Origin of the sequence: Agarivorans sp. Toyoura001 (assembly GCF_005405585.1) — a bacterium.
Taxonomy (GTDB): Bacteria; Pseudomonadota; Gammaproteobacteria; order Enterobacterales; family Celerinatantimonadaceae; genus Agarivorans.
This window is the reverse complement of the sequence record NZ_BJEQ01000015.1, coordinates 19,951-44,661: the sequence shown is the minus strand read 5'-3', so window position 1 is coordinate 44,661 and position 24,711 is coordinate 19,951. Positions and strand designations below refer to the sequence as shown.

Sequence of the window (24,711 nt, the reverse complement as noted above, 5' to 3'; positions counted from 1 at the left end):
GCCCAGTTAACGCGGTATAAAGCCTTAAAAGATCCCCTCAAGGATTCCGTTCTTTTTTGCTAAGGAGCTCCTTGTTTCACTGTCTGAAACACGTTCCGCGCCGCGTAACATGGCATCGATCAGTTCAGCCGCGTCAAATTTAGTTAAGGCTTCATCAGCACCTACTTGGCTCGCGCGGTCTACGCTAATTTCACTTGATAGTGAGGTATGCAAGATAATGTAAGCGTCTGCTACACCGGGGTCGCTACGCACTTCAAACGTCAGTTCGTAACCATCTAAGCCTGGCATTTCAATATCACTTACTAATACATCTACCGGTTGTCCAGCGGCTGCAGATTGCTGCATCATTTTAAAAGCAGTAGCACCATCGCTAGCCATTTGATAGTCAATTTCAATGCTATCCAGGGCGCTAGATAACTGCTTACGCGCCGTGGCAGAATCATCCACCAGCAAAATTTTAAGTTGGCTAAGAATAGCTTGATCAGGCAGGCTGACCGATACGCGAATTCGGTCTTCATCGTCTGGAAATACGCTAGCAATTAGCTTTTCAATATCCAACAGCTGAATCAGCTTATCGTCTACCCGCGTAACGCCGGTTACGTAAGCATCTTTACCTAAGGTGCTTGGTGGTGGATCGATATCGCGCCAGCGACACTCGGTAATACGGTCAATACCACGCACCAAAAAACCTACCGTTTGGCGGCTTACGTCGGTAATAATGATTGAACAGGCATCGCGCTCGTCTTCGGCAATCGGCCGATAACCTACAGCTGCGGCCATATCAATCACCGAAATAGTTTGCCCACGTAAGGAAGCAGAGCCTAATACATGCTCATGAGAATGAGGCAGGGCGGTAAGCCGAGTATAAGGAACAATCTCTCGTACCTTTAAGGTGCCAATTGCAAATAATTGGTTTAGCGACAACCTAAAATGCAATAAACCTTGTGTCTGACTCGTGGCGCTACTCATGAAGCATCCTTACTTTTTCGGATAACGATCAACTAATGGCAGTCGCCCTTGAACGCTCTATTACAAGCGGGTCAAGTTGGCGAAACTGCTCACAAATTTGTTTTATAACTGCGCTGCCGCAAGCCGAGTGAGGCTGGGTAGCACTGACAACTACAATATCAATTGCTGGCAAGGGCGGCATTGTTTTAGCGCACAATTCTTGCAATTCACCTTTGCTAGATCGCGCCATTGCTGCTAGCGCAAGCCCTTGCGAAACCATACCATATAATCCGCTATGGTTTGCACTGGTAGCCAGTAAGCGATAAGGCAGCTCGGCCTTATCTAAACCATCTATGGCGCTACTATGAAACTTACAGTCTGCTTCATATAGCGCGATAGGAATCGGCCGTTGCTGGCTGAGGTCTTGATGTTTTGAGCTTACCCAAACGCCTTGATCGTGCCTTAGCAAGTAACCCTCGTCGCTATCTGGACTGCGAGTGAGAATGGCTAAATCCAGCTCACCACTATCTAAGCGCTCTCGCAACTGGTAGCTAGGCCCAGCGTGCAAACGCAAACATAAGTGAGGAATGTGCTGTTGCAATAGCTCACTCAACACCGGCAATACCGACACACTGTAATCATCAGGGCAGCCAATTCGTAACTCTACATTAGCGTGATTGTGTTTAAGCTCGGTGACAGCCTGGTCGTGCAAACTCACAATGCGTCGCGCATAACTGGCTAAGGCTTGGCCTGCTGGAGTCAGTACTAAACTTCTGCCTTCTTTTTCAAATAAGAGGCTTTGGCTTTCTTGCTGCAACTTTTTCATTTGTGCACTAATCGCCGATTGAGTGCGAAAGGTTTGGCTAGCGGCTCGAGTAAAGCTACCACTTTCAACAAAAGCCACTAAGCTGCGTAAGGCATCAATATCCATTTATTACCCATCACTCTTGTTAATAGTTGCTATCAAAAATAATCGTTATTCAAACTACAAGCAACTTGCCACACTAAAGCCATCAACCACTTAGCAAGGAGCCGCTATGATTCTGCATGATTACCTTCCCTCAGGAAATGGCTACAAAATTCGTTTATTACTCAACCTATTGGCTCAGCCTTTTCAGCTAAAACACTATGATATTGTTGCTGGAGAAAGCCATACACCTGAATTTTTGGCGCTCAATGCCAATGGCAAAATTCCGGTATTGCAGCTAGACGACGGTCGCTGCTTAGCTGAATCTAATGCGGTATTGTTTTATCTGGCACAGGGCAGCCAATATTGGCCTACCGACCCTTGGCAGCAAGCGCAAGTTTTAAAATGGATGAGCTTTGAGCAATACAGTCACGAACCCAATATTGCTTCAGTGCGGTTTTGGCTAGGCCATGCTGGCTTGAATGAAACTCGACGCGCCCAACTGGCGGATAAAAAACGTCAAGGCTATGCCGCCTTAGACGTAATGGAAAAGCATTTAAGCCAACACCGTTATTTAGTGGATGAGCGCTTAAGCATTGCCGATATTGCCTTGTATGCCTATACCCACGTGGCTGAAGAGGGCGAGTTTAGTTTGGCTAGCTACCCCGCAATTCAAGCGTGGTGTAAGGGCATTTTTCAGTTAGACAATTATGTCTCGATAGACGATGAATCAGCTTTATTAGCGTGATGTAAATAAGCTTAAAAAAGGACCAAGCCACTAATATCGGCTTGGTCAAACGCGCTTACAATTTAACGATTAATTTTCCTTGGTTTTGGCCACTAAACAGCAGGTTAATACCCTCTATAGCAGACTCTAAACCGTCTAATACATGCACTCGATATTGCAACTTACCCGCTTGCAAGTAAGCACCTACTTGCTGCATAAGCTGCGGCGCTTTGTCGAAGTGATCTGGCATGGTAAAGCCTTGTATGCTTAGGCGCTTCTTCACAATAGCGATCCAGTTTGGTCCCGCTGAAGGTGTGTCAGTGTTGTAATCAGCAATCATGCCGCACACCACAATACGACCGTGTGCATTCATGTTATCAACTGCAACTTGTTGAATCGCACCGCCGGTATTCTCGAAATAAATATCTACACCATTGGGTGTCAACTCAGCCACTTTGGCAGCAATGTTGTCGGTTTTATAGTTAACTGCGCCATCAAAGCCCAGTTCATCCACCAGCCATGTACATTTTTCATCGCTGCCAGCAACACCAATCACCCGCAAACCTTCCGCTTTAGCAATTTGTCCCACTAAAGAACCAACCGAACCCGCAGCGCCACTCACCAATAAGGTCTCACCCGCTTTAGGCTTACCTATCTCTAACAAACCTTGTGCAGCCGTCATGCCTGGTAGTGCAAGCACTGCCAATACGGCTTCAGCAGGTAAACCTGGCGGCACAATGTTTACGCCAGCACCATTACTAATGGCTTGCTCGGCCCAACCAAACATGCCCATTACACTAGAGCCAACCGGGAAACTAGGGTTTAACGACTCAACCACCTCAGCGATACCGCTGGCACGCATTACCTCACCCAACTCTACAGGTGGAATGTAGCTATCACGGTCGTCACTCATCCAGCCGCGCATGGCAGGGTCTAAAGACATATGGGTTTGTTTAACCCTAAATTGACCTTCTTGCAAAGCCTGTACAGCGTGCTGCTGGCTTTCGAAACAACTGGCTTCAATGCTGGTAACCGGGCGTTTCACTAAGTGAATTGATTGATAACTAGACATTACGCATCCTTTTTGAGTGGCCTTAGCCGTTCATTATTAGTGGAAATAGTATAAATAGATGCATAACTTGGAATAAATAGCCCTTACAGCTAAACTTTATTGCCTTTTAGACAAAAATAAAACCTTATGGATAAGTTACGCGCACTACAATACTTCGCCCATTTAGCCGAATCTGGCAGCTTTACCCAAACTGCAGCAGCCTTTAATGTTCCACCCTCATCGGTATCACGACGGATTACAGATCTAGAATCCATGCTAAAACAGCAATTATTGCAGCGTAGTACCCGCCAAGTGAAACTGACCGAGTTAGGTGCCCTGTATTACCAGCAAATTTTGCCCGCTTTACATGGCCTTAATGATGCAGAAGATTTGTTAAAGCAGCAGCAACAACACCCTAGTGGCATGTTATCGATAAGTGCCATGCCTAGTTACGGAGAACTTTGTTTAGCCCCCATTCTTAGCGAGTTTTCTCAGCTGTATCCAGATATCGTTCTCGATCTACACTTTAGTGACCAACTCAGTAATTTACGTCGCGACCAGATCGATATTGCCGTTCGCGCGGGTAATGCCCCTGATGATCGGATTATTGCTAAAAAGCTATCTAATAATCATTTTGTGTTGTGCGCTGCACCAAAGTATTTGGCCAAACATGGTTTACCTCATACACCTGCGGACTTAAACGCTCACCCTAGTCTTCGCTATCGCAGCCCTGAAAAAGTATTACCTTGGTACTACAAACACCAGCAGCAATGGCAAGAATTAAGCGCTCCCATTCGCTTAATTTCTAATCATGGTACAAGCTTAGTGAATGCCGCCATCAACGCAGAAGGCATTGCCTTGCTCCCCGAATGGGGAATTAGCCAACAGCTCGCCGAAGGCAGTTTAGTAACGATTGATGTGGGCCAAGACATTCGAGTATCTACAGCGGAATCCTCAGGAATTTTTCTTTTATACCAAGGGCTTAAATATCAGATCCCAAAAGTAAAAGTTGCTGTAGATTTTTTAGTTTCTCGTTTAACCCTGTAACTAGACAGATATTCAGCCTATTGTTAAATGACACAAATGTTTCAACCAAACGACGAATGTAAGCCAGTAGATTATTTCGCGGTGATTGCTAAGTTGCTCAAACTTTGCACTTTTCTCTGCAAGGTTATTTGTTACGCTAGTGTTAATAGAAATTCTTAATAACTTGGTCTACTTTTAGCAACAAGCTCTTAGCAAAAGGAACTGTGTATGAGCGAGCCGGTCTCTGACCAACAATATGTGCGCTTTGTTGATGTTAAAAAAAGTTATGACCAGCGCAGCCTAGTAGTAAAAAACTTCAATTTAGACATTCGTAAAGGCGAGTTTGTTACCTTACTAGGCCCCTCCGGCTCCGGTAAAACCACCTGTTTGATGATGTTAGCTGGCTTTGAGGATGTCACCAGCGGGCACATCCTCGTGAACGGCCAAGCCATTACCAACGTGGCTCCTTACAACCGCAATATTGGCATGGTGTTCCAACATTATGCGTTGTTCCCACACATGACCGTGGCTGAAAACCTGGCTTACCCCTTAGTGGTTCGCAAGCTACCTAAAGAAGAAATTAAACGCCGCGTGGCGGAATCCTTAGCCCTAGTAGAACTAGATAGCTTTGGTAAACGCTATCCGGGTCATCTCTCTGGCGGACAAAAACAACGGGTGGCCTTGGCTCGCTCGCTTATCTTTGAGCCTTCAATTGTATTAATGGATGAACCCTTAGGCGCTCTAGACAAAAACTTGCGTGAGCAAATGCAGCTAGAGATTAAGCGCCTGCACGAATCCATTGGGTTCACCGCTATTTACGTGACTCACGACCAAACCGAAGCGCTCACCATGTCGGATCGCATCGCAGTATTTAACGATGGCGTGGTGCAGCAATGTGCCGCCCCAGATGTATTGTACGAACGCCCAGAAAATGCCTTTGTAGCCGACTTTATTGGTGAAAATAATCACCTGTCGGGCAAGGTACTCAATCGCGCTCAAGGCTTAGCGAAAGTAGAGCTCAGTGACGGTAGTGTAGTAACTGGCCAGGCGATGGACTGCCCCGAAACAGGCGAAGCCTGTGTACTGGCAGTCCGCCCAGAAAACCTCTTCATCCAAAGTGACAAACATAGCTTTGAAAATAGTATTGAAGCTGAATTTATTACCCGCCTTTATGTAGGCGACTTTATTCGTTACTTCTTCAAACTTCGTGACAAAACTGAGCTGATGGTAAAAGTGCTCAACGATCACGATGCGCCCAGCATTACTGCTGGTGCGCCAACTAAACTAACGTGGTCCGTTAATGACGGGTTAGCTTTTAATCCACCCCCGAGCTCTTAATGGTAAAGGAAGGTACCTATGAAACGTTTACTCCCCGTTATTGCCCTTGCAACTGCATGTAATGTTGCCAGCGCAGACCAACTCACTGCGGTTTCTTTTGGTGGTGCCTATGGTGCAGCCCAGCAAAAACACATGCTAGATCCGTTTATGGAAGAAACTGGCCACAAAATTCTGTTTGAAAACTACTCCGGCGGAATTGCCGAAATTAAAGCCCAAGTAGAAAGTGGCAACATTCTTTGGGATGTGATTGATGTAGAGGTAATTGACTTAGAGCGCGCCTGTTCTGAGGGCTTGCTGGAAGTGATTGACCACGACAGTTTACCCCCCGGTGACGATGGCACTCCGGCAGCCAAAGACTTTAGCGAAGCGGCATTAGCCAACGAATGTGGTGTAGGTAATATTGTATGGACGGTATTGTATGCCTTTAATAACGACACCATTAAGGGCGGCCAACCTAGCTCTATTGCCGATTTGTTTGATACCAAGAAATACCCAGGTAAACGCGCCCTACGTAAGCGCCCTCAAGTAAACCTTGAGTGGGCTTTAATCGCTGATGGCGTGCCAAAAGAGCAGGTTTATGAAGTATTAGAAACCGACGAAGGCCAAGCACGTGCCTTTGCCAAACTGGCCACCATTGCCGATGACATTGTCTGGTTCGATAGCTGGTCACAAGCGCCACAATTGCTCAATGATGGTGGCGCGGTAATGGTGCAATCGGCTAATGGCCGAATCTTTGATGCCATTCAAAGCGAAGGTAAGCCTTTTGAAATGGTGTGGGACGCTCACCTATACGACTTGGACGTATGGGCAATTGTAAAAGGCACCAAGAAAAAAGATTTGGCGATGGAGTTTATTCGCTTCGCTACTGGCTCTAAGCCTTTAAGTGGCATGCCTGAAGTAGCATACGGCCCAACCCGTAACTCATCTTACGCTTATGTAGATAAAGCGGTCATTCCCAAGCTACCGTCTTCGCATTTAGATGAGGGCCTAAAGGCGTCAGGTGATTTCTGGGCCGACTATGGCGAGTCACTGGGTGAGAAGTTTAACGAATGGTTACTTAAGTAAGCGCAAGCTACGCCAGTAACCCTAGTTGAAATTGAAGGTGAAGATGAATAACAACAGCCTAAGCGTTGAAGAAATACTCGAGAGTAAGCGGCTGCTTAATCGTAAAAAGCGCTTATTGTTGTTGTTTACCCTGCCGCTGTTGGTGTTTATCTTCATCACCTTTATTTCACCGATTGCCACCATGTTGTACCGCAGCGTTTACCACCCTACGGTTAGCCAACTGATACCACTGAGTTTAGCTGAGCTAAAAAACTGGGATGAAGCGGGCGATGCTCTTCCGCCATCAGCAGCTTTGCAGCAATTTGCGATTGAGTTACAAGATTTATCCAAACAGCGGCTCTCTGGTAAATTAGCCGAAGAGGTAAACCGACTTAAACCCGGCAGCTCTAGCTTGATTAAATCAAGCGCGCGAAAGCTAAAGAAAACAACCTTAGAAGAGTTACAAGAAAATGGCGATAGCGTATTACTGAGTTACTCAAAAAAATGGCATAACATTGACCTATGGCGCGCAGTTAAACGGGCTGGTCAGCCATTCACCGATAGCTATTACCTCACTACTTTCGATTTAAAACGTAATCCCGCAGGAGAGATTGAGCAACGCGATACCCAAATTTACTTAAAGCTTTATTGGAAAAGCTTAAAGATAGCCATTTACATCACCTTGTTAACCGCGCTGCTAGCCTATCCATTGGCTTATTACCTGGCCACTGCACCTAGCAAAATAGCTAATCGGCTGATGGTGCTGGTACTACTGCCATTTTGGACCTCGCTTTTGGTGCGAACCACCTCATGGATTGCCATTTTACAAACTAATGGCGTGCTCAACTCAAGCTTACAGTCGCTGGGCTTGATTGATGAGCCCTTTGAGCTGCTATATACCCAAGCGGCCACCATTATCGCTATGACCCATATTTTGCTGCCCTTCATGATTTTGCCGCTATATAGCGTGATGAAAAATATTGACCCCAGCTACTTACGTGCAGCCTTGTCGTTAGGCGCGAGACCCATACCAGCCTTTATAAAAATTTACCTACCAATGACCGTACCGGGAGTTAGCGCAGGCGCCTTGCTGGTATTTATTATTTCCATTGGTTATTACATTACCCCAGCCATTGTAGGGGGTACCGATGGGCAGATGATTTCTAACATTATTGCCTTCCACATGCAGTCGTCGAACAACTGGGAGTTAGCCGCAGCCTTGGGCTCCTTATTGCTGGCACTGATTATTGCCTTGTATTGGATCTACGACCGCCTAGTGGGCGTGAATAACATTAAGTTGGGCTAAGCATGAAAAGCTATCCGAAGTACTTCACCTTTTGGCACATACTAGCTCACTACGGCTTACGTTTTTGTTCTTTGCTGGTACTGGCTTTTTTGATGCTGCCTATCTTAGTGATTATTCCCCTGTCGTTTAATGTAGAACCCTTTTTCAGCTTTACCGAAGGCATGCTGGCCTTAGAACCAGAAGCTTATTCGCTCAAGTGGTACGCCGAAATCTGGCATGATGACAAGTGGTTGCTAGCGATTAAGAACAGCTTCATCATTGGTATTTTTGCCACCCTTATTGCCACTGTATTAGGCACCTTAGCCGCGATTGGTTTAAGCAACCCCGCCATGCCTTGGCAAAAGTTGTGGATGGCGATTTTGCTCTCGCCAATGATTGTGCCGCTGATTATTACCGCAGCAGGTATGTATTTCTTTTATAGCCAACTCAATTTGGCGGGCTCTTATCTGGGGGTGATTCTTGCTCACGCAGCACTCGGTACACCTTTTGTGTTAATCACCGTAAATGCCGCGTTGTCGGGCTTTGACTATTCTTTGGTGAATGCTTCGTTAGGCTTGGGAGCGCGCCCTACCATGACATTTTTCAAGGTGATCATGCCGCTCATTCGTCCAGGTGTTATCTCTGGTGCTTTATTTGCCTTTATTACTTCTTTTGATGAAGTGGTGGTGGTGCTCTTTTTAGCCGGCCCGGAACAGAGAACAATTCCTCGACAAATGTTCTCTGGCTTACGTGAGCAAATTAATCCCACCATACTCGCGGTAGCGACCTTACTCATTATCATTTCCGCTATGTTGCTATTTACCATTGAGTATCTACGCGCCCGTAGCGAGCGAATTCAAAGTGGCGAGCTCGATAGCTGATTACCACTGTAATTCAATCGCTTACCATCACTAACTAAAAGCACTTAGCTAAATTGATCAATAACAAAAATATCATCAGTATTTTCTAAACTCACTCCTCAAAATCCTTATTTCAGCACTATGCTTGGCAAGCAAATGCTTGGATATCCACTTTGATAGTTGAAGGCTATCATAAAAATAGATTCAATCGTTTTTACTTATTGCACGTAAAAATCGATACTAGCTACATCAAACGGAAACAACTTATTAAAACTTTTGGAGAACATTATGTTAGAGAATCGCGAAGGCCAAACCATTCCAAGTGTCACTTTCCATACTCGTCAAAACGATGCATGGGTAGACATTACTACCGAGCAACTATTTAAAGACAAAACCGTTGTAGTATTTGCTTTACCAGGTGCATTTACTCCAACCTGTTCATCAACTCACTTACCACGCTACAACGAGCTAGCCGGTGTATTAAAAGAAAATGGCGTTGATGAGATTGTTTGTTTAAGCGTAAACGATACCTTTGTAATGAATGCTTGGTTAGCCGACCAAGAAGCTGAAAACATCACTGTAGTGCCAGACGGCAATGGTGAATTCAGCGAAGGCATGGGCATGTTAGTAGACAAAGCTGACCTAGGCTTTGGCAAGCGCAGCTGGCGCTACTCAATGTTGGTGAAAAATGGTGTTATCGAAAAAATGTTCATTGAAGCTGACGTAGCGGGCGACCCGTTTGAAGTATCAGACGCAGATACCATGCTTAACTACATTAATGCCGATGCCAAGAAACCTGCAGCCATTAGCATTATTACTAAACCAGGCTGCCCATTCTGTGCAAAAGCCAAAGACTTACTTAAAGCCAAAGGTTTATCTTTTGAAGAAGTAGTATTAGGCACCGACGCCACCAGCGTAAGCCTAAAAGCACTAAGCGGTCGCAGCACTGTTCCACAAATATTTGTAGACGGTAAGCACATTGGCGGCAGTGACGACTTAGAAGCTTACTTAGCGTAAGCAATAAAAACTCAGGCGAGTCGGTCTACTCGCCTGTACTTTCCCATTCGCTGGTATTTTTAAAGGTAGTAACCATGTCTAATATACGCGCTAAAAAAACTGTAGATGTTGCTGTGATCGGTGGCGGAACTGCTGGCCTTGCAGCTTATCGAGCCGCTAAAGAGCATACTGATTCAGTATTAATGATTGAGGCTGGTCCTTACGGCACTACCTGTGCGCGAGTGGGCTGTATGCCGAGTAAACTACTGATCGCCGCGGCTGAAAATGCGCATCAATATGAAAAGTCAGCCCAATTTGGGGTAAACCTTGGTAAACCGCAAATTGATGGACATGCGGTAATGCAACGCGTAAAAGCCGAACGCGATCGCTTTGTAGGATTTGTATTAGAGTCGGTGGAAGGCATTGACCCTGAGCACAAACTAGATGGTTATGCCGACTTTATAGACCAGCACCACCTCAATGTGAGTCACTCAGATGGCGGCTCCACGATTGTAGAAGCTAAACGCATCGTTATAGCCAGTGGTTCTCGCCCAGCATTCCCCGCACCCTGGGCTGAATTAGGTGATCGTTTGTTAGTTAACGACGACATTTTTGAGTGGGACAGCCTACCAGAATCAGTAGCAGTATTTGGCCCAGGTGTTATTGGACTAGAACTTGGCCAAGCCTTACATCGCTTGGGAGTAAAAGTGCTAATGTTTGGCGTTGGCGGTGCGGTAGGCCCACTAACAGATCCAACCTTAACCGACTACGCCAATACCACTTATAGCGAAGAGTTTTACTTAGATTCTGATGCCAAGGTAGAGCTCATTGAACGCAGCGAACAGGGCGTAAAGCTTCGCTATATTGATAAGCAAGGCGACACTGTTGAAACCGAAGTAGATTACTTAGTTGCTGCAACTGGTCGCAAACCTAATACCGATAAGCTTGGTTTAGACAAACTCGATATTCAACTGGATCAACGAGGTGTACCGGTAGCCGACCACTACACCTTGCAAACCTCACTCAGCAATATTTTTATTGCCGGTGATGCCAGCAACCAAATTCCTTTGTTACACGAAGCCGCAGACCAAGGCAAAATTGCTGGCGATAATGCCGGCAGAGGCAACGACATACGAGCAGGCCTGCGCCGTAGCTCTATTGCTGCGGTATTTAGTGACCCGCAAATTGCGATGGTTGGCGAGAGCTACCGCGATATTGAAAAGCGCCTAGGTAACTGTGGCTGTTTTGAAGTAGGCGCTGTGAGCTTTGAAAACCAAGGGCGTAGCCGCGTGATGTTAGTTAATAAAGGTATCGCTCACCTTTATGGCGAACAAGGTACCGGACGCTTCTTAGGTGCCGAAATCATTGGCCCTAACGCTGAACACTTAGCTCACTTATTAGCTTGGGCGCATCAGGCAAAAATGACCGTATCACAAATGTTAGATATGCCATTTTATCACCCGGTGATTGAAGAAGGAGTGCGCACCGCACTACGTGACTTAAACGCTAAGCTGCACCTTGGCCCAGAAATGATTGATGCTTGTATGGAGTGTGGAGTAGGTAGCTAATCCAATTCATCTAACAAGTACATTGCCCCTTTTACTTAAGCAACAGGGGCTTTTTTATATCTAGTGATACAAAAATCAATAAAAATGGTAGCATCAGCAACTATTGATAACAGCACTTATCATTAGCGGCGCTTTCCTCTATGCTAATGACAGTTTTGTGGGTACAAGGATGGTCGATACAAACGCTTATGTCTTTTCTTAGATGTTTACTTACGCTAGTTATAGCGGCACTTGTGGCCTTTGCGCCATCGCTATCTGCTGCTCCTTTCAGTGCTAGTTCGCAACAGATCTATTATGCAGAAGACCAGCAAGTATTGCCGCATCGTTACAGCGATATTCCGCTTTGGTTAAACAAACTAAACAAAGCAGAGCGGGTAAGCCTCACCGGTGGGAGCTACTGGTTAGTTAAAAAATTGAATATTACAGAGCCCAATCAATGGATCACCAATGTAGAGGGACCAGTAATAGAAAACATCGACTATTACTTGTATTCAGAAGGTAATCAAATTCGCCACCTGAGCAGTGGTTATTTGCATTCCTACGACTACCTATTCAGCTATGCGCGACACATAGATACGCCCACTTTAGGCGGTTATTGGCTGATTACTCGTATCTCCAGCCAGTACTATACCGACCAGCCGCAACTGAGTTTTGGCCTAAAATCTGAAATGACCCAGCTTTATCATTGGCGAGCCAGTGTTATTACTCTCTGTTTAGGGGCCCTGCTCATTCTAGCTATTTACAATGGGGCGGTAGGTTTAGTGCAACAAGATAGGGTGTTTGCTTATTTCAGCACTTATTTGTTTTCAATTACCTTATCGTTGGGGTTTATCTTTCATGTTGGGGTACACCTCTTTCACATCAAACTACTCAGCATCCACCTGTTACCCATTTTAGCGATTCCGGTATTTAGCGTGTTGTTCTATAGCCGATTTCTCAACTTAGAAAAGTACGCTCCACGACTATGGCATGCCAGCCGCTATATTGTGGGGCTGAGTATTATTGCCGTCCCCATTGCTGCCATTTGGGTTAATTATGCGGTGGTGCTGATTTATAGCGTAGTTGTGTTATGGATCTCGTTAGCCTTAGCCAGCGCGCTGCAGTGCTGGCGCCAGGGTTCAAAACAAGCTCAAATGTTTATTCTATCGACGTTATTGCTGCTGATTCCAGCCATGCTACTCACTATGTCTATGGTGCCAAAAAATAGCACAACCCTATTGGCTGCTGATCTCTCGGTAATTATTAGCTGCGTACTTAGCACCCTGTTTATGTCTTTAGCTTTACACTACAAGTTTAAACGGCTCACTTTAGAATCGTTGCTGGTCACTCAACAGCTCAATCAAGAACGTGATGCCGCGCGCCTCGATGCACTCACCAATCTAAAAAACCGCTACGCATTTAATGAGTACGTAAACAATATTGAATTTACCGACAGCCAATCTACATGCTTAGCCTTAGTCGATATCGATTACTTAAAAAGTATTAATGATCAATCTGGCCACCAAGAAGGTGACAAGCTGATTAAACTGGTGGCGGAAGCGCTGAGCATGGTGCTAACAGAAAAAGTGCAGTTATTCCGTATCGGCGGAGACGAATTTGCCGCCTTTTCTATACATTTAAACCGCAGCGACATGGACGAAAAACTCGCCATTGCCGATAAAATAGTCCAGCTCAATGGCTCAGCGCATAGTGGGATCAGCTTTGGTTGTGCCACAACTGACGAATGCCAAGACCCTGAGCAACTGTTTTATCGCGCCGACATGACCATGTATCAGCAGAAAGCGCAACGCAAACGAAAGACCAAACCGCTAGCCATTCAAGAGTCGCTGTAAACTCGCAACGTACTGAGCAAACTTAGCTTGATATTGATTGCGATTTCCGCCGATAAAGTACGCTACACTGGATCTTCTACGACCCTATTCTTGGAGCCATCATGCTAATTTCTCCGCAGCTAAGCGGTAACGTAGCGCGTAATTGCCATCCCCCTGGATGTAAAGCCTATCTTCAGCAGCAAGCCGATTATATTCAGCAACAAGCGCCTTTTAATGGCGCCAAAAAAGTACTGATATTGGGTGCGTCTTCTGGCTTTGGTTTAGCCTCAAGACTTGCCCTCGCTGTTGGCGGAGGTGCTGACACCATTGGGGTATCTTTTGAACGCGGCCCTAGTGAAAAAGGCGTGGGTAGCGCCGGTTGGTACAACAATATCTACTGCAGAGAATTAGCCGAGCAACGAGGTTTAATAGCCAAAAACTTTGTAGGCGATGCGTTTAACCCAGCCATGCGTGAGCAAGTCATTGTCTACATCAAAAATCAGTTTGGTGGCAAAGTGGACTTAGTGATTTATAGCCTTGCCACCGGCAAGCGAAAAACGGCGTCAGGAGTGTGGCAATCGGTACTCAAAACAACCGACAAAGCGATGCATGGTTACAGCATCAATTTGGAAACAGAACAACTAGAAGCGCAATCCGTTGAGGTAGCCAATACCGAAGAAGTAGAAGCCACTACCAAAGTCATGGGTGGCGATGAATGGCGAAACTGGATAGATGCCTTACAGCAAGCAGACGTGCTAGCCGAAGCGTGCAATACCATAGCCTACTCCTACGTTGGGCCAGAGCGCACTGCAGCAATATATCGTGACGGTACCATCGGCCGCGCAAAACAGCACCTGCACGCCACCGCACAAGAGTTAGACACTCAACTCAACAAGCAGCTCAATGGCCATGCCTACGCTTGTGTTTGTAAAGCCTTAGTCACCAAAGCCAGTGTATATATCCCGGTGATGTCACCTTACATCGCCTTGCTCTACCAAGTGATGAAAGAGCTCGGTATTCATGAAGAATGTATTGAGCAAGCTTACCGCTTGTTTAGCCAACACCTATACCCTGAAGATGGCCAAGTACGCCTTGATAGCCTTAAGCAAATCCGCATCGATGATCTAGAGCTCAGCACTCAAGTTCAGCAACAAATCGATCAACGTTATAACGCGATAAGCCCAGCTAATTTTAAACAACTCACTGATTTTAGTGGGTACAAAGCTGCCTTTATGCGCCTGAATGGCTTTGCTGTAGAGGGTATTAACTACCAACAAAGTGTTGATATGAGTGAATTAGAAAAACTACAGCCATGATAACTATTACTCGCATAGACGCAGAGCAAACCTTAGACATTCGTCAGCAGGTACTTTGGCCAGATCATGACCAAGCATTTTGCCGTGTGGCCGAAGATGCCACTGGCCAACATTACGGTGGCTGGCTGGACGGAAAACTCATCATGGTGGCATCTTTATTTGTAGAAAATAAGCATATTCGCTTGCGTAAATTTGCGTGTTTAGCTGAACATCAAAGCAAGGGCTTTGGCAGCCATATGTTGCTACATTTAGTTGCACTACAGCAATCCACCATGCTGGAACTATTTTGGTTTGACGCTCGCTGCAGCGCGATTAGCTTTTATCAAGGTTTGGGTTTCAGCGTGACCAGTGAGGTATTTGATAAACACGGTGTAGACTACGTGAAAATGTCGAAACCACTGCGCTAAGTAATTTTTCACAAAAAAAAGGAGAAGCAATCGCTTCTCCAGTTTTTCTGTCGGTCAACAAAGGTCAGATCTTATTTCTTTCGATACCGCTCCAATCCTTGGCGCGATAAAAATAGAGTAATGATAGCGTTTTCTTGATGCAAGTATTTTCCTTTTCAATCACAAGAAACTAGATCGAGCTCACTTAAAGTCAACCGATACGTGATCCAGATCAAGGAATTGAGCTGTAAGCTCATAGCTTGAACTTAAGCTGCTGTTTTTGCTCATTTATATCAACCAACCATCTGTAAGGGCGATATCGCTATAAGCGCAGGTTAGCGAAAAAATATTGAGAGATATCAATAGATAATGGATTTATTGTGCAACCAAGAGCCGCCAAATACAGTTTTTAAATGACTTTAGCTAACGCTAGTTGATTGAATAAATATCAAAGCGGTGAGTTTTGGTTTCAAGATGATTCTGTGCCGCTTTACCGGCTAAAGGCTCGGCGTAATTAGGCCGTTTTACGACTACACGTTTAGTAGCTGCAGCAAAGGCTTGCTCAAGTAATAGATCTGCATCAACATCGGCACCCACCAAGTGTTGAAAGATACGCATTTCTTTTTTCACTTGCGCCGATTTTTTGCGGTGTGGATACATGGGATCTAAATACACTACATCAGCCTGTAACTGATGCTGGGGTAAATCGCTAATACTACTAGCGTGAATTAGGCTCATTCGTTCACTCACCCATTCACCAATCGTCGAGTCAGCTTCTGCACGGCGCAAACCGTCGGCTAACAAAGCAGCTACCCACGGAGAACGCTCAAGCATGGTGACTTGGCAGCCTAGGTTAGCCAACACAAAGGCGTCACGGCCTAAACCAGCGGTTCCATCAATTACACTAGGGCGTTGACCCTTCTTAACACCTACGGCCTTGCTAACGGCTTCTGCACCGCCATATTGACGACGATGAGCAGCCCTGCCGGCAAGAAAGTCCACAGAGATATCTCCCAACTTGGCCTCATCGCACCAGCGTAAACGCAAGCTATCTTCATCAAGTATCAAGCAAAAACCACTAGCAGGTAGTTGCGTACACAGCTGCAATGCAAAACGCTGCACTAAACACGCGGCATATTCTGGCTTAGCGCTGTCTTCACAAAATAAACGTGGTTGCTGGTTACTCAATCGAGCTCTCCAAGAAAAAATAAGGTGGCTAGTTTATCTAGTCGCGGCTAGTTAAGCACTAACATCTCGATAGGTACTGGCTTACCAAAATGGTAGCCCTGAGCATAATCGACACCAATTTCCGACAGAATTTGATTAATCCCATCGTTCTCAACAAACTCGGCAATGGTTTTCTTACCCATAACATGCGCCATTTGATTGATGCTTTTTACAATTGCCGCATCCATGTGGTCATTCTCTAAATCACGAATGAAGATGCCATCAATTTTCAGGTAATCAATCGGCAGGTTTTTAAGATAACCAAACGACGATAACCCCGAACCAAAATCATCCAGAGCAATTTTACAGCCCAATTGCCTTACTTTGTTAAAGAACTCGGTAGCAATATCTAAATTGGCAATCGCTACGGTTTCAGTGGTTTCAAAACACAATTTGTTCATTGGCAACGCACTGTTTTCTAGCGTATTTAGCAGCCATTCAACGAATTCGGCACTACCTAAAGATTGCCCAGACAGGTTCATTGAACACATGTTTAATCGGGTAAGGTGGCCAGGATTTTCGGCTAACCATTGCAGGCTTTTAGCAATAACGACTTTATCAATTTGGTCAGCCAAATTGTAATTTTCAGCGGCTGGTAAAAAGGCCCCAGGCGGTACAATTCGACCCGCTTCGTCAATCATTCGCAGTAGCACTTCATAATGCAGATAATCATCATCAATAGCGGTAACCGGCACTATCGCTTGCGCGTATAACAAGAAGCGTTCTTCGCGCAGCGCTTGTTGAATACGAGTGACCCATTCCATTTGCCCTTGCCGCTCGAGCAGCATTTGGTCATCCATTTGGTACAAATAAACCCGATTTCGACCAAGAGATTTAGCCGTGAAACAGGCATTATCGGCTTGTGCAATCAGCTCTTGAGCTGAACCTTGTTGCTGCTGAAACAAGGTTAAGCCAATGCTACAACCAAAACTAAACATCCGCTCATCACGCACATAATGACTATCGTTAAGTCTGTCGATAACCCGATTAGCAAAATCTAAACTGTCTTGCTGCGAACAAGCCTCTAATAAGATGGCAAACTCGTCGCTTCCCAAACGGGCAACAATGGCTGAGCGAGGCAATAGCTGCTCTAAGACTCCGGCAACCTGTTTAAGTGCTTGGTCACCCGAGCCATGACCAAAGGTATCGTTGATAACTTTGAACTGAGCTAAATCAATGAGCAACAAAGCGTGCAGTTGGTTATCTTGGCTTGATCCTAGTAGTAGCTCTAAACGCCGCTCAAAAAAGCCACGGTTGTATATACCGGTGAGCAAATCAAAGTTTGCATGAAAATCCAACTCTTCGGCTAGGCTGCGAGTAGCGGTAACGTCTTCACATACCAACATAAATACGTCTTCTTCAGCCATTCTCACAAACGACTCTTTAAACCAAAGTTGCTGGTTTTTACTGTTGCGGTAAGCAATTTGGCGAGTAACTTTGTGCTTGCCCACAGTGTCTAGGTATTCCAACAAAGTCGTTTGCTGCTCTGCCTCATCGTATAAACTGCGTAATTGCGACAGTTCTAGTTGCTTACGGGGATAACCCAAATGCTTAGCCGCCACTTTGTTACAACAAACAATCACCCCCAAGCGATTCACCAACATTAACAAGGCTGGGCTTTGTTCAAACAGTAATCGGTAATGGGTTTCGCTTTGCTTAAGTTGACGATGTTGCTGCTGAATCAGTGCAAGGTTTCTCATTTCCAGTACCACTTGCTCAACCCGATTGCTGTGGTCGAGCTGCGGGCTCATAGCAAAATCATACAGAATACTGTGTTTGCCTTGATCAAACTCGGCTTGAAAATGCACCGCGTCGCCACTCAAACTTTTAGCAATACCTTCTCGCAACTGCTGCTTAAGCGCCGACTGATGTTCCCAAATGTGGCTATCGAGCAATGAATTTCCAATAATAAAACCCGCGCGGTCACCCAATAAATCCATTAGTGCTTGATTGATTAACAAGACATGGCCGTTCTCGTCCAACAGCGCGCAGGCTTGCTCGGTTTTACTAAATACCGACGATAACTGCTTTTTCTGCTGCACCAAATGTGCTCTAGCGCGGCCGTAAGCCCGCCACAAAGCAAACAACAGTAGCCCAGCGAACAAGCTCAGCCCTGTCATCATCAAACTCGTTTGGTAGCGCTGCGACCAAGATTGGTAAGCTTGCTGATTTAAATACTCACTTCCTGTGGCTAAATTAGCCCGAGACACCTTCCAACGGTTTAGTTGAGTACTATCAAACAAGTAGGTTTGCGGACCGCGCGTATTAATCGCAACATCACGTACGTCGGTACCAAGCAATACTTTTAACACCATATTACCAATCGCTTCGCCTAAAGGTTTAGGCTGGGTAACAAATCCACCGACCGCACCATTACCCACCGCATACTCCCAAAGGCTGTACATGGGCGCGCGCGATACCATAGATAAAGACTGAACCCGTTGCTCGGTTAACTGAGTTTTCCCGGTTGGCGCTTGTTGTAAAACCCCCAATAAAATCGCCTCATTGGCACTAAGTAACGACGTTTTAGCTTTTACTTCTTCGTAATCTTGCTCTTGCCAAAGGGTATAGGGAATAGCTAGCTGATCGGCCAATTGAATAAATTCTTTGCGAATATGTTCACTGCCAGGCTGGTCATCAATCAATAAGTGAACGGCTTCTAAATCGGGGATTAATTGACGAATAAGTAACAGGTTTTCGCGAATAGCGAGTTGCTCATGAATACCAGTAATTCGCCGTTCTCGCGGCCCCATATAGGCAGACAAGTCAGCGCCAGCAGCCACAATGGGGGCTTGCAAGATGCCCTCATCTTGCAAAGCGAGAGCAATATTAAGCGCTTGCTCACCTACGCTCACCACTAAATCAAACTGGTAATAGAGAATAATTTCATTCAGTAAATCAAACTGGGCTAAGCGGTAACTGGGGTCTTGATTAGGAGAAGGTTCAATACGGTGGTTAAACATCCATACCGAACGGTCGCCAACTTGCTGGCGCAAGCCTAAGTCAAAACTGGCATCCCATTGCATACCCGCCTGGTAAGAATTGAGCATGAGGACTCGAGCAGTGCGGGCTTCAGCAGAACAAACCAAACAAAGTAACAGCAAGCCAAGCAAACCCAAATAGCTGAACTTTGAGTTGATGAGTGAAGAGCCGCTTGTTAAACACTTACCCACAGAAATAAACCGCCACCTTTGTCACCAACTATCCGTTTTTACTCATATTTTCAGAGCTTGAACCTACTACTAGGCGGAACCAAGCCTCTTCTGTAGAATATGCTATCAAACTACAGCAAGGTTTATCATATTTATGAATATTTTGATGGCTCTATCACAACTCGAAGTGACCGGAGCCGAAGTCTACGCCACTCAAGTTGGCGATCGGCTAACTCAGCGAGGACATCAAGTATTTTACGTCTCTGATACCTTAAGTTGCCCCCATCAAGGACAACACTTTAGATTACGTTTCAATAAACGCAGCTTACCCCGCAGAGTATGGCACGTATTCTACCTTATCTATCTAATTCTTAGATATAAAATTCAACTGGTCCATGCACATAGCCGTGCTTCTGGGTGGTCTTCTTATATCGCCTGTAAGTTAACTAACACGCCAATGGTTACCAGTGTGCATGGTCGCCAACCAGTGCACCGTTCACGCAAAAAGTTTCACGCCCTCGGTTATCATGCTGTCGCAGTATGTGAAAACATCGCTCAGCAAATTATTCGTGACTTAGGCGTGCCTAGCGAACAAGTCAGTGTGGTTCGCAATGGCGTTGATAGCCAACAATTTTCTCCGCTCCCAGCTGCCAATAACGATAAACCCATTATTCAAATCATCGGGCGATTAACCGGTCCCAAAGGCGAGCTTGTTTATCAATTGCTTAAACAATGCATTGATTTAGATGCCAACCAAGTACAAGTGATTAGCGGTAGTAAAGTGGAGCCACGCTTTGCTGAGTTTGAAAACAAAGTAGAGTTTTGTGGATACAGCGACAACATTCGCTCGACAATTAGCCAAGCTGATTTGGTCATAGGTGCCGGGCGTGTCGCAATGGAAGCGCTGTTGTGCCAAAAGCCTGTGTTTGCAGTGGGCGAAGCTAAAGCATTAGGATTGATCAACTTGGATAACCTACCTACAGCACTTGAGAGTAACTTTGGCGATATTGCTTTAGAAGGTAAAACGGAACTTGATATAGATTATGAATCAGTCGCAAACCAGCTTAAGCAAGCGATAGTTAGTGCCAGCGTTAGCGACGAATTAATCACAAATATTAAAGCTGAATACGATTTAGATGAAGTATGTAAGAAGCTATTAAACGTTTACCAAAGTGCCTATGTTTACACCAAAAAGCGTGAAATACCGATCATCATGTATCACCGGGTAATAAATAATGACAGCCAACACGGGGTGTATGGCACTTACGTTACTGAAGAACGCTTAGAAGAGCATTTTCAAACCATTAAAGCTATGGGATTGACTCCAATTACTTTCAAAGAGTTAGCTAAAATAGGATTAGAACATCGCTTCGATCACGGAAAACGCTATATCATTCTCACCTTTGATGATGGCTACCAAGACAATTATGACCTGCTATTACCCTTACTCAAAAAATACCAATTTAAAGCAGTAATTTATGCGGTAAGTGGCACAGATCATAACCAATGGGATGTAAGCCACCCTACAAAACCTGATCAACGCTTTGAGTTGATGAGCCCAGAAACTATGCGCGACATAGACCAAAGTGGATTTGTAGAGATTGGTGGGCACACCCTGAATCACCCCAAACTCGCTGAACTGAGCGAGCCTGAGCAACAGCACCAAATAGAGCAAAACAAAAAAGACTTAGAGAGCTTGCTAGGACGTGAGCTCACTACCTTTGCTTACCCCTATGGCAATCATAACCAGCAAACAAAGCAATTAGCTAAACAAGCTGGCTATGCTTATACAGTAGCCACAGATTCGGGTCCAATAGGCCTGCATCAAGATCTACAACAAATTCGCCGGATTGTAATGTTTCCAAGCACCACTAAGTTTGGCTTGTGGCGCAAAATAAGAGGAAACTATACCTACCGAAAAGCAAAGTACTAAAAAACTATAGAAGCTGAAAATAACATGAGCATTATCTCTAGAATCTTCGATTTAAGACACCCCATTAAACTTTTCTCAGACACATTGAGAAAGAAACTAGCTTTAATGATCTTTGACACAAAGACTATTTCAGAGCTCGAGCCTAAATCATCAAAACGAATATTGTTTTGGAGAACAGATGGAAAAATAGGGGATAGCGTCATTTCTTCTTTTATTTATAAAGAGTTGAAAGCATTTTATCCAAAGCTAGAAATTTCGGTACTCACTCTTGAAAACGCTAAAGGATTATTCGAAACCAATCCCTATATTGACAATGTTTACCTATATAAAAAAAGGCCGAACTTACTTTCTGTACCATCACTGCTAAAAGAAATCCCTCAACAAGACACCATTGTGTTCTTGGGTCGTTTTATGAAACCTCGAGACATTTTAGCATTGCGGTTACTCAAGGCTCACAATTACATTGGACTAGAGAAAGACGCAAAAATCATAAACTATAATATATTGGCTGATTGCGAAAACCAGCATTACCAGCAACAATTCCTTGCTGTGGCAAAAGTTATGGGGTTAAACATTATGGAGCCCCAGTACACCTACAATATAAATCACCGGTCCGAGCTTCGAGTATCCAAATATCTTGATGATATTGACCGCCCCTACATTTGTATAAACCCATTCGGTAGTGCCAATAGTCGATGCTTAACAGCAGATAATATTCTGAAAATAGGCAAGGAGCTCAATATTTACTATCCAAATCACCCGCTTGTAGTACTTTGCAGCCCAGACCAATTACATAAACTAACCACCATAGAAACAGAGTTAAAGTCGATTAATGCTCAGTTCATGAGTAATTCCGCTCATATTGATGACAGCGCCTGTCTTATTAAACACGCAAAACTGTTAGTTAGTGTAGACACAGCTACCGTGCATATAGCAAAAGCTTTCGAAGTACCACTTATTGCTATTTACTTGTATGGCCCCAATGAGTATCAAATGTGGCACCCGAACCACCCCAACTCCAAAACAGTGTTTTGTAAGAAACCGCTCTCGTCGATAACCGAATCAAACATTAACGACTTTTCTCATAAAGAGTTAGAACGGACAATTAGAGAAAACATAGTAACAACCGAAGGAAACGTTTCTATGTAATCAATTCCTTTACACTATGGCTATTAACACCGCTCTAGTCGGATAAATCTACTAAATGCTCAGCCAATGTATCAACGATACATTGAGCAGAGGGGTGCTCTCCACCGAGCTTATAAACGACTTGATGTAAACCGTTTATCTGTGGCCAATAGCGATGAACTGGCGTACACATAAAAATCCCCAAAGTAGGAGTGTGCGTAGCAATGGCTAGGTTTCTAACACCAGTATCTGGTGAAACAAGCACATCAAGGTTCACTAGCTCTTTACGCAGCGACTCTAATGAACCAGCTTCCACTACTCGTAGATTTTTAATACCTTCTGTGCTCAAAAAGTCCGCTTTCTCTTCTTTACCGACACCCTCATAAAAAATGATCTCGGCATCAGGGTAACGCTGATTAACCAGTTTAATTGACGCGAGACAAGTTGCACGGTCAAACTGTTTTTTTACAGTAGACGCACCCACAAACCAACCTATCTTGGCCTGCTTGGCGCCCAACCTAGGCACTTCGTTAACCTCCAAAGCAAAATCAGGAGTAGCCAAGGGTTTATGACCAAAGACTCTGAGCTGGTCAATACAACAATTTAACTCTGTACTAAGGTCACTGCGGAAAACACAAAAGTCATGAAACACTCGTTGCTCAATAACACTATAAGGAAAGCCTACTTTGAATCGACATTGCGCAAACATTAGAAATGCTCGAGAGCGGGCGGTACACGAAAGATCAAAAACAAAATCGAATTGACCTAAACCTTGAATATCTTTCCGCGTTTTTAATAGGCTCAGTTTCTTTTCTCTTGCCGTTTCTACAACGTGGATCTCATCAACAAGATCATCGGGCATACCAATTTTGTAGTGAGATAACACCGACAACACAATTTTCGCATTTGGAAAAAGGCGTTTAGCTTCAACAATAAAAGCCCTTACCAGAATTAAATCGCCTAAAGCAGCATAGCGAATGATAGCGATACGTTCTACTTTATTAAAATCTACTCGCGCTATTTGTTGTTTCGCACTAGCTTTCGCATAACCACCACGCTCAATCCAATATTTCTTCAAAAATACTCCGCTACTTAGCTAATAAACTAAGACTTAAATTCTCTATTTAAACAAACCTGTTTTATGCTTAAACCAATAGCAATAGTTAATCCAATTGCAGGCATATTTGTCTCTATATCTATAATATTCTCGACGAATACGTTTGATAGTGCTCAGCTTTTTTTTCTTCGTATTCACATCTATTGTTTGCTTGATATCTGAATCTTCACCACGCTGAAACACATAGCGTGGTTCAACTCCAAATTGTAAGACCTCACTCAGCTGCTCTTTATCCATGTAATCATCCACCGGATGTATCCAAGAGCTGGCATTTTTTACGAAACGTTTAGCGGCGGAGGGAGTAAGCGCATACGCATGAGCACAATCAGTTTGTCGCATATATTTTACTATCTGCAGAGGTCCAAGCGGCTCTTCCTCTACAAATTCACCAACAGGCCACAAAGACCGTAATCGACCACGGCCCAGTTTAATGTATTCATAACGTGGTAAAACCTCATCTAGCAAGGTAAACACATCGTAAAAATTATCGGGAATAAGTACATCATCTTCGAAAACAAATATGGGCTCATCAAGCTCGATACACTTTTGCCACATCAAATAATGACTAGCAAAGCAACCTAACTCACCAGCATTAAGGCCAGCACCGCCCTGCCACTTAGCTCTTGCTTCGTCATATTTTTGAAATAACGGGTGCTCTCCTTTAACGCCATCTACCGCATCAAAGAACTCAAAATCCAACTCCGCCTTAGCTAATTCTTTAGTAATTAGATCTCTGCGCCCTGTTGAACGAGCCAAACTAATAATAAATATTTTCATTCACAAACCTTGGTAGCCACCCAAAATAAACCATCGCTTTCAAACAAATGAATCAGTGAGAGACAATCAATCAAGTCGATTTTACATAGCGCATATAACGATTAATCGTTGTAT

Annotated in this window: 20 protein-coding genes; 13 read left to right on the top strand and 7 right to left on the bottom strand. The window is 44.6% G+C overall.

Going from position 1 to position 24,711, the window contains the following annotated elements; translation table 11 throughout:
* Positions 1–24: 24 nt before the first annotated feature.
* Both FFR00_RS16085 and FFR00_RS16080 read right to left on the bottom strand, forming a co-directional pair.
* Positions 25–969 (bottom strand): chemotaxis protein, encoded by a 945-nt coding sequence (locus FFR00_RS16085; RefSeq protein WP_137674436.1) that lies wholly within the window; start codon positions 967–969, stop codon positions 25–27.
* Positions 970–997: 28 nt separating this feature from the next.
* Entirely contained in the window at positions 998–1,879 is an 882-nt protein-coding gene (locus tag FFR00_RS16080; RefSeq protein WP_137674435.1) for a LysR family transcriptional regulator, read from the bottom strand.
* A gap of 106 nt (positions 1,880–1,985) precedes the next feature.
* Between FFR00_RS16080 and FFR00_RS16075 the strand changes: the two genes are divergently transcribed.
* The gene (locus FFR00_RS16075; protein WP_137674434.1) at positions 1,986–2,603 is read left to right on the top strand and encodes a glutathione S-transferase family protein; all 618 of its coding nucleotides are present in this window, start codon (positions 1,986–1,988) and stop codon (positions 2,601–2,603) included.
* 55 nt (positions 2,604–2,658) lie between these two features.
* Here FFR00_RS16075 and FFR00_RS16070 read toward each other — a convergent pair whose 3' ends face one another.
* Positions 2,659–3,654, bottom strand: coding sequence for an NADP-dependent oxidoreductase (locus FFR00_RS16070; RefSeq protein WP_137674433.1), 996 nt, complete (start codon positions 3,652–3,654; stop codon positions 2,659–2,661).
* 126 nt (positions 3,655–3,780) lie between these two features.
* Between FFR00_RS16070 and FFR00_RS16065 the strand changes: the two genes are divergently transcribed.
* From FFR00_RS16065 to FFR00_RS16020, 10 genes are all read left to right on the top strand, one after another.
* Positions 3,781–4,680 (top strand): LysR family transcriptional regulator, encoded by a 900-nt coding sequence (locus FFR00_RS16065; RefSeq protein ID WP_137674432.1) that lies wholly within the window; start codon positions 3,781–3,783, stop codon positions 4,678–4,680.
* A gap of 207 nt (positions 4,681–4,887) precedes the next feature.
* Positions 4,888–5,997 (top strand): ABC transporter ATP-binding protein, encoded by a 1,110-nt coding sequence (locus FFR00_RS16060; protein ID WP_137674431.1) that lies wholly within the window; start codon positions 4,888–4,890, stop codon positions 5,995–5,997.
* Between the two features lie 18 nt (positions 5,998–6,015).
* Entirely contained in the window at positions 6,016–7,062 is a 1,047-nt protein-coding gene (locus tag FFR00_RS16055) for an ABC transporter substrate-binding protein (RefSeq protein WP_137674430.1), read from the top strand.
* Positions 7,063–7,105: 43 nt separating this feature from the next.
* Positions 7,106–8,347: an ABC transporter permease gene (locus FFR00_RS16050; protein ID WP_137674429.1), complete on the top strand. Its 1,242-nt coding sequence runs from the start codon at positions 7,106–7,108 to the stop codon at positions 8,345–8,347.
* Between the two features lie 2 nt (positions 8,348–8,349).
* A complete protein-coding gene (locus tag FFR00_RS16045; RefSeq protein WP_137674428.1) occupies positions 8,350–9,207 on the top strand; it encodes an ABC transporter permease in 858 nt (285 codons plus the stop codon).
* Positions 9,208–9,474: 267 nt separating this feature from the next.
* Positions 9,475–10,203 carry a glutathione peroxidase gene (locus tag FFR00_RS16040; RefSeq protein WP_137674427.1) on the top strand — a complete coding sequence of 243 codons (729 nt, stop codon included), beginning with the start codon at positions 9,475–9,477 and terminating at the stop codon, positions 10,201–10,203.
* Positions 10,204–10,277: 74 nt separating this feature from the next.
* Entirely contained in the window at positions 10,278–11,750 is a 1,473-nt protein-coding gene (locus FFR00_RS16035) for a dihydrolipoyl dehydrogenase (protein ID WP_137674426.1), read from the top strand.
* 188 nt (positions 11,751–11,938) lie between these two features.
* Entirely contained in the window at positions 11,939–13,582 is a 1,644-nt protein-coding gene (locus FFR00_RS16030) for a diguanylate cyclase (RefSeq protein WP_161985190.1), read from the top strand.
* Positions 13,583–13,683: 101 nt separating this feature from the next.
* A complete protein-coding gene (gene fabV, locus FFR00_RS16025) occupies positions 13,684–14,877 on the top strand; it encodes an enoyl-ACP reductase FabV (protein WP_137674424.1) in 1,194 nt (397 codons plus the stop codon).
* Positions 14,874–15,284, top strand: coding sequence for a GNAT family N-acetyltransferase (locus FFR00_RS16020; protein ID WP_137674423.1), 411 nt, complete (start codon positions 14,874–14,876; stop codon positions 15,282–15,284). The genes fabV and FFR00_RS16020 overlap by 4 nt, the downstream gene beginning before the upstream one ends.
* Before the next feature lie 408 nt (positions 15,285–15,692).
* Here FFR00_RS16020 and FFR00_RS16015 read toward each other — a convergent pair whose 3' ends face one another.
* On the bottom strand, positions 15,693–16,385 hold the full coding sequence (locus tag FFR00_RS16015; protein ID WP_137674498.1) for a class I SAM-dependent methyltransferase: 693 nt from the start codon (positions 16,383–16,385) through the stop codon (positions 15,693–15,695).
* A gap of 113 nt (positions 16,386–16,498) precedes the next feature.
* Positions 16,499–19,540, bottom strand: a complete 3,042-nt coding sequence (locus FFR00_RS16010; protein WP_137674422.1) for a bifunctional diguanylate cyclase/phosphodiesterase — start codon at positions 19,538–19,540, stop codon at positions 16,499–16,501.
* A gap of 256 nt (positions 19,541–19,796) precedes the next feature.
* Here FFR00_RS16010 and FFR00_RS16005 point away from each other — a divergent pair, with 256 nt between their 5' ends.
* Together FFR00_RS16005 and FFR00_RS16000 are read left to right on the top strand one after the other, a co-directional pair.
* Positions 19,797–21,575: a polysaccharide deacetylase family protein gene (locus tag FFR00_RS16005; RefSeq protein WP_137674421.1), complete on the top strand. Its 1,779-nt coding sequence runs from the start codon at positions 19,797–19,799 to the stop codon at positions 21,573–21,575.
* 24 nt (positions 21,576–21,599) lie between these two features.
* On the top strand, positions 21,600–22,724 hold the full coding sequence (locus FFR00_RS16000; RefSeq protein ID WP_137674420.1) for a glycosyltransferase family 9 protein: 1,125 nt from the start codon (positions 21,600–21,602) through the stop codon (positions 22,722–22,724).
* Positions 22,725–22,758: 34 nt separating this feature from the next.
* Here FFR00_RS16000 and FFR00_RS15995 read toward each other — a convergent pair whose 3' ends face one another.
* Entirely contained in the window at positions 22,759–23,781 is a 1,023-nt protein-coding gene (locus tag FFR00_RS15995; RefSeq protein WP_137674419.1) for a glycosyltransferase family 9 protein, read from the bottom strand.
* 42 nt (positions 23,782–23,823) lie between these two features.
* Positions 23,824–24,597, bottom strand: a complete 774-nt coding sequence (locus FFR00_RS15990) for a glycosyltransferase family 25 protein (protein ID WP_137674418.1) — start codon at positions 24,595–24,597, stop codon at positions 23,824–23,826.
* Positions 24,598–24,711 lie beyond the last annotated feature (114 nt).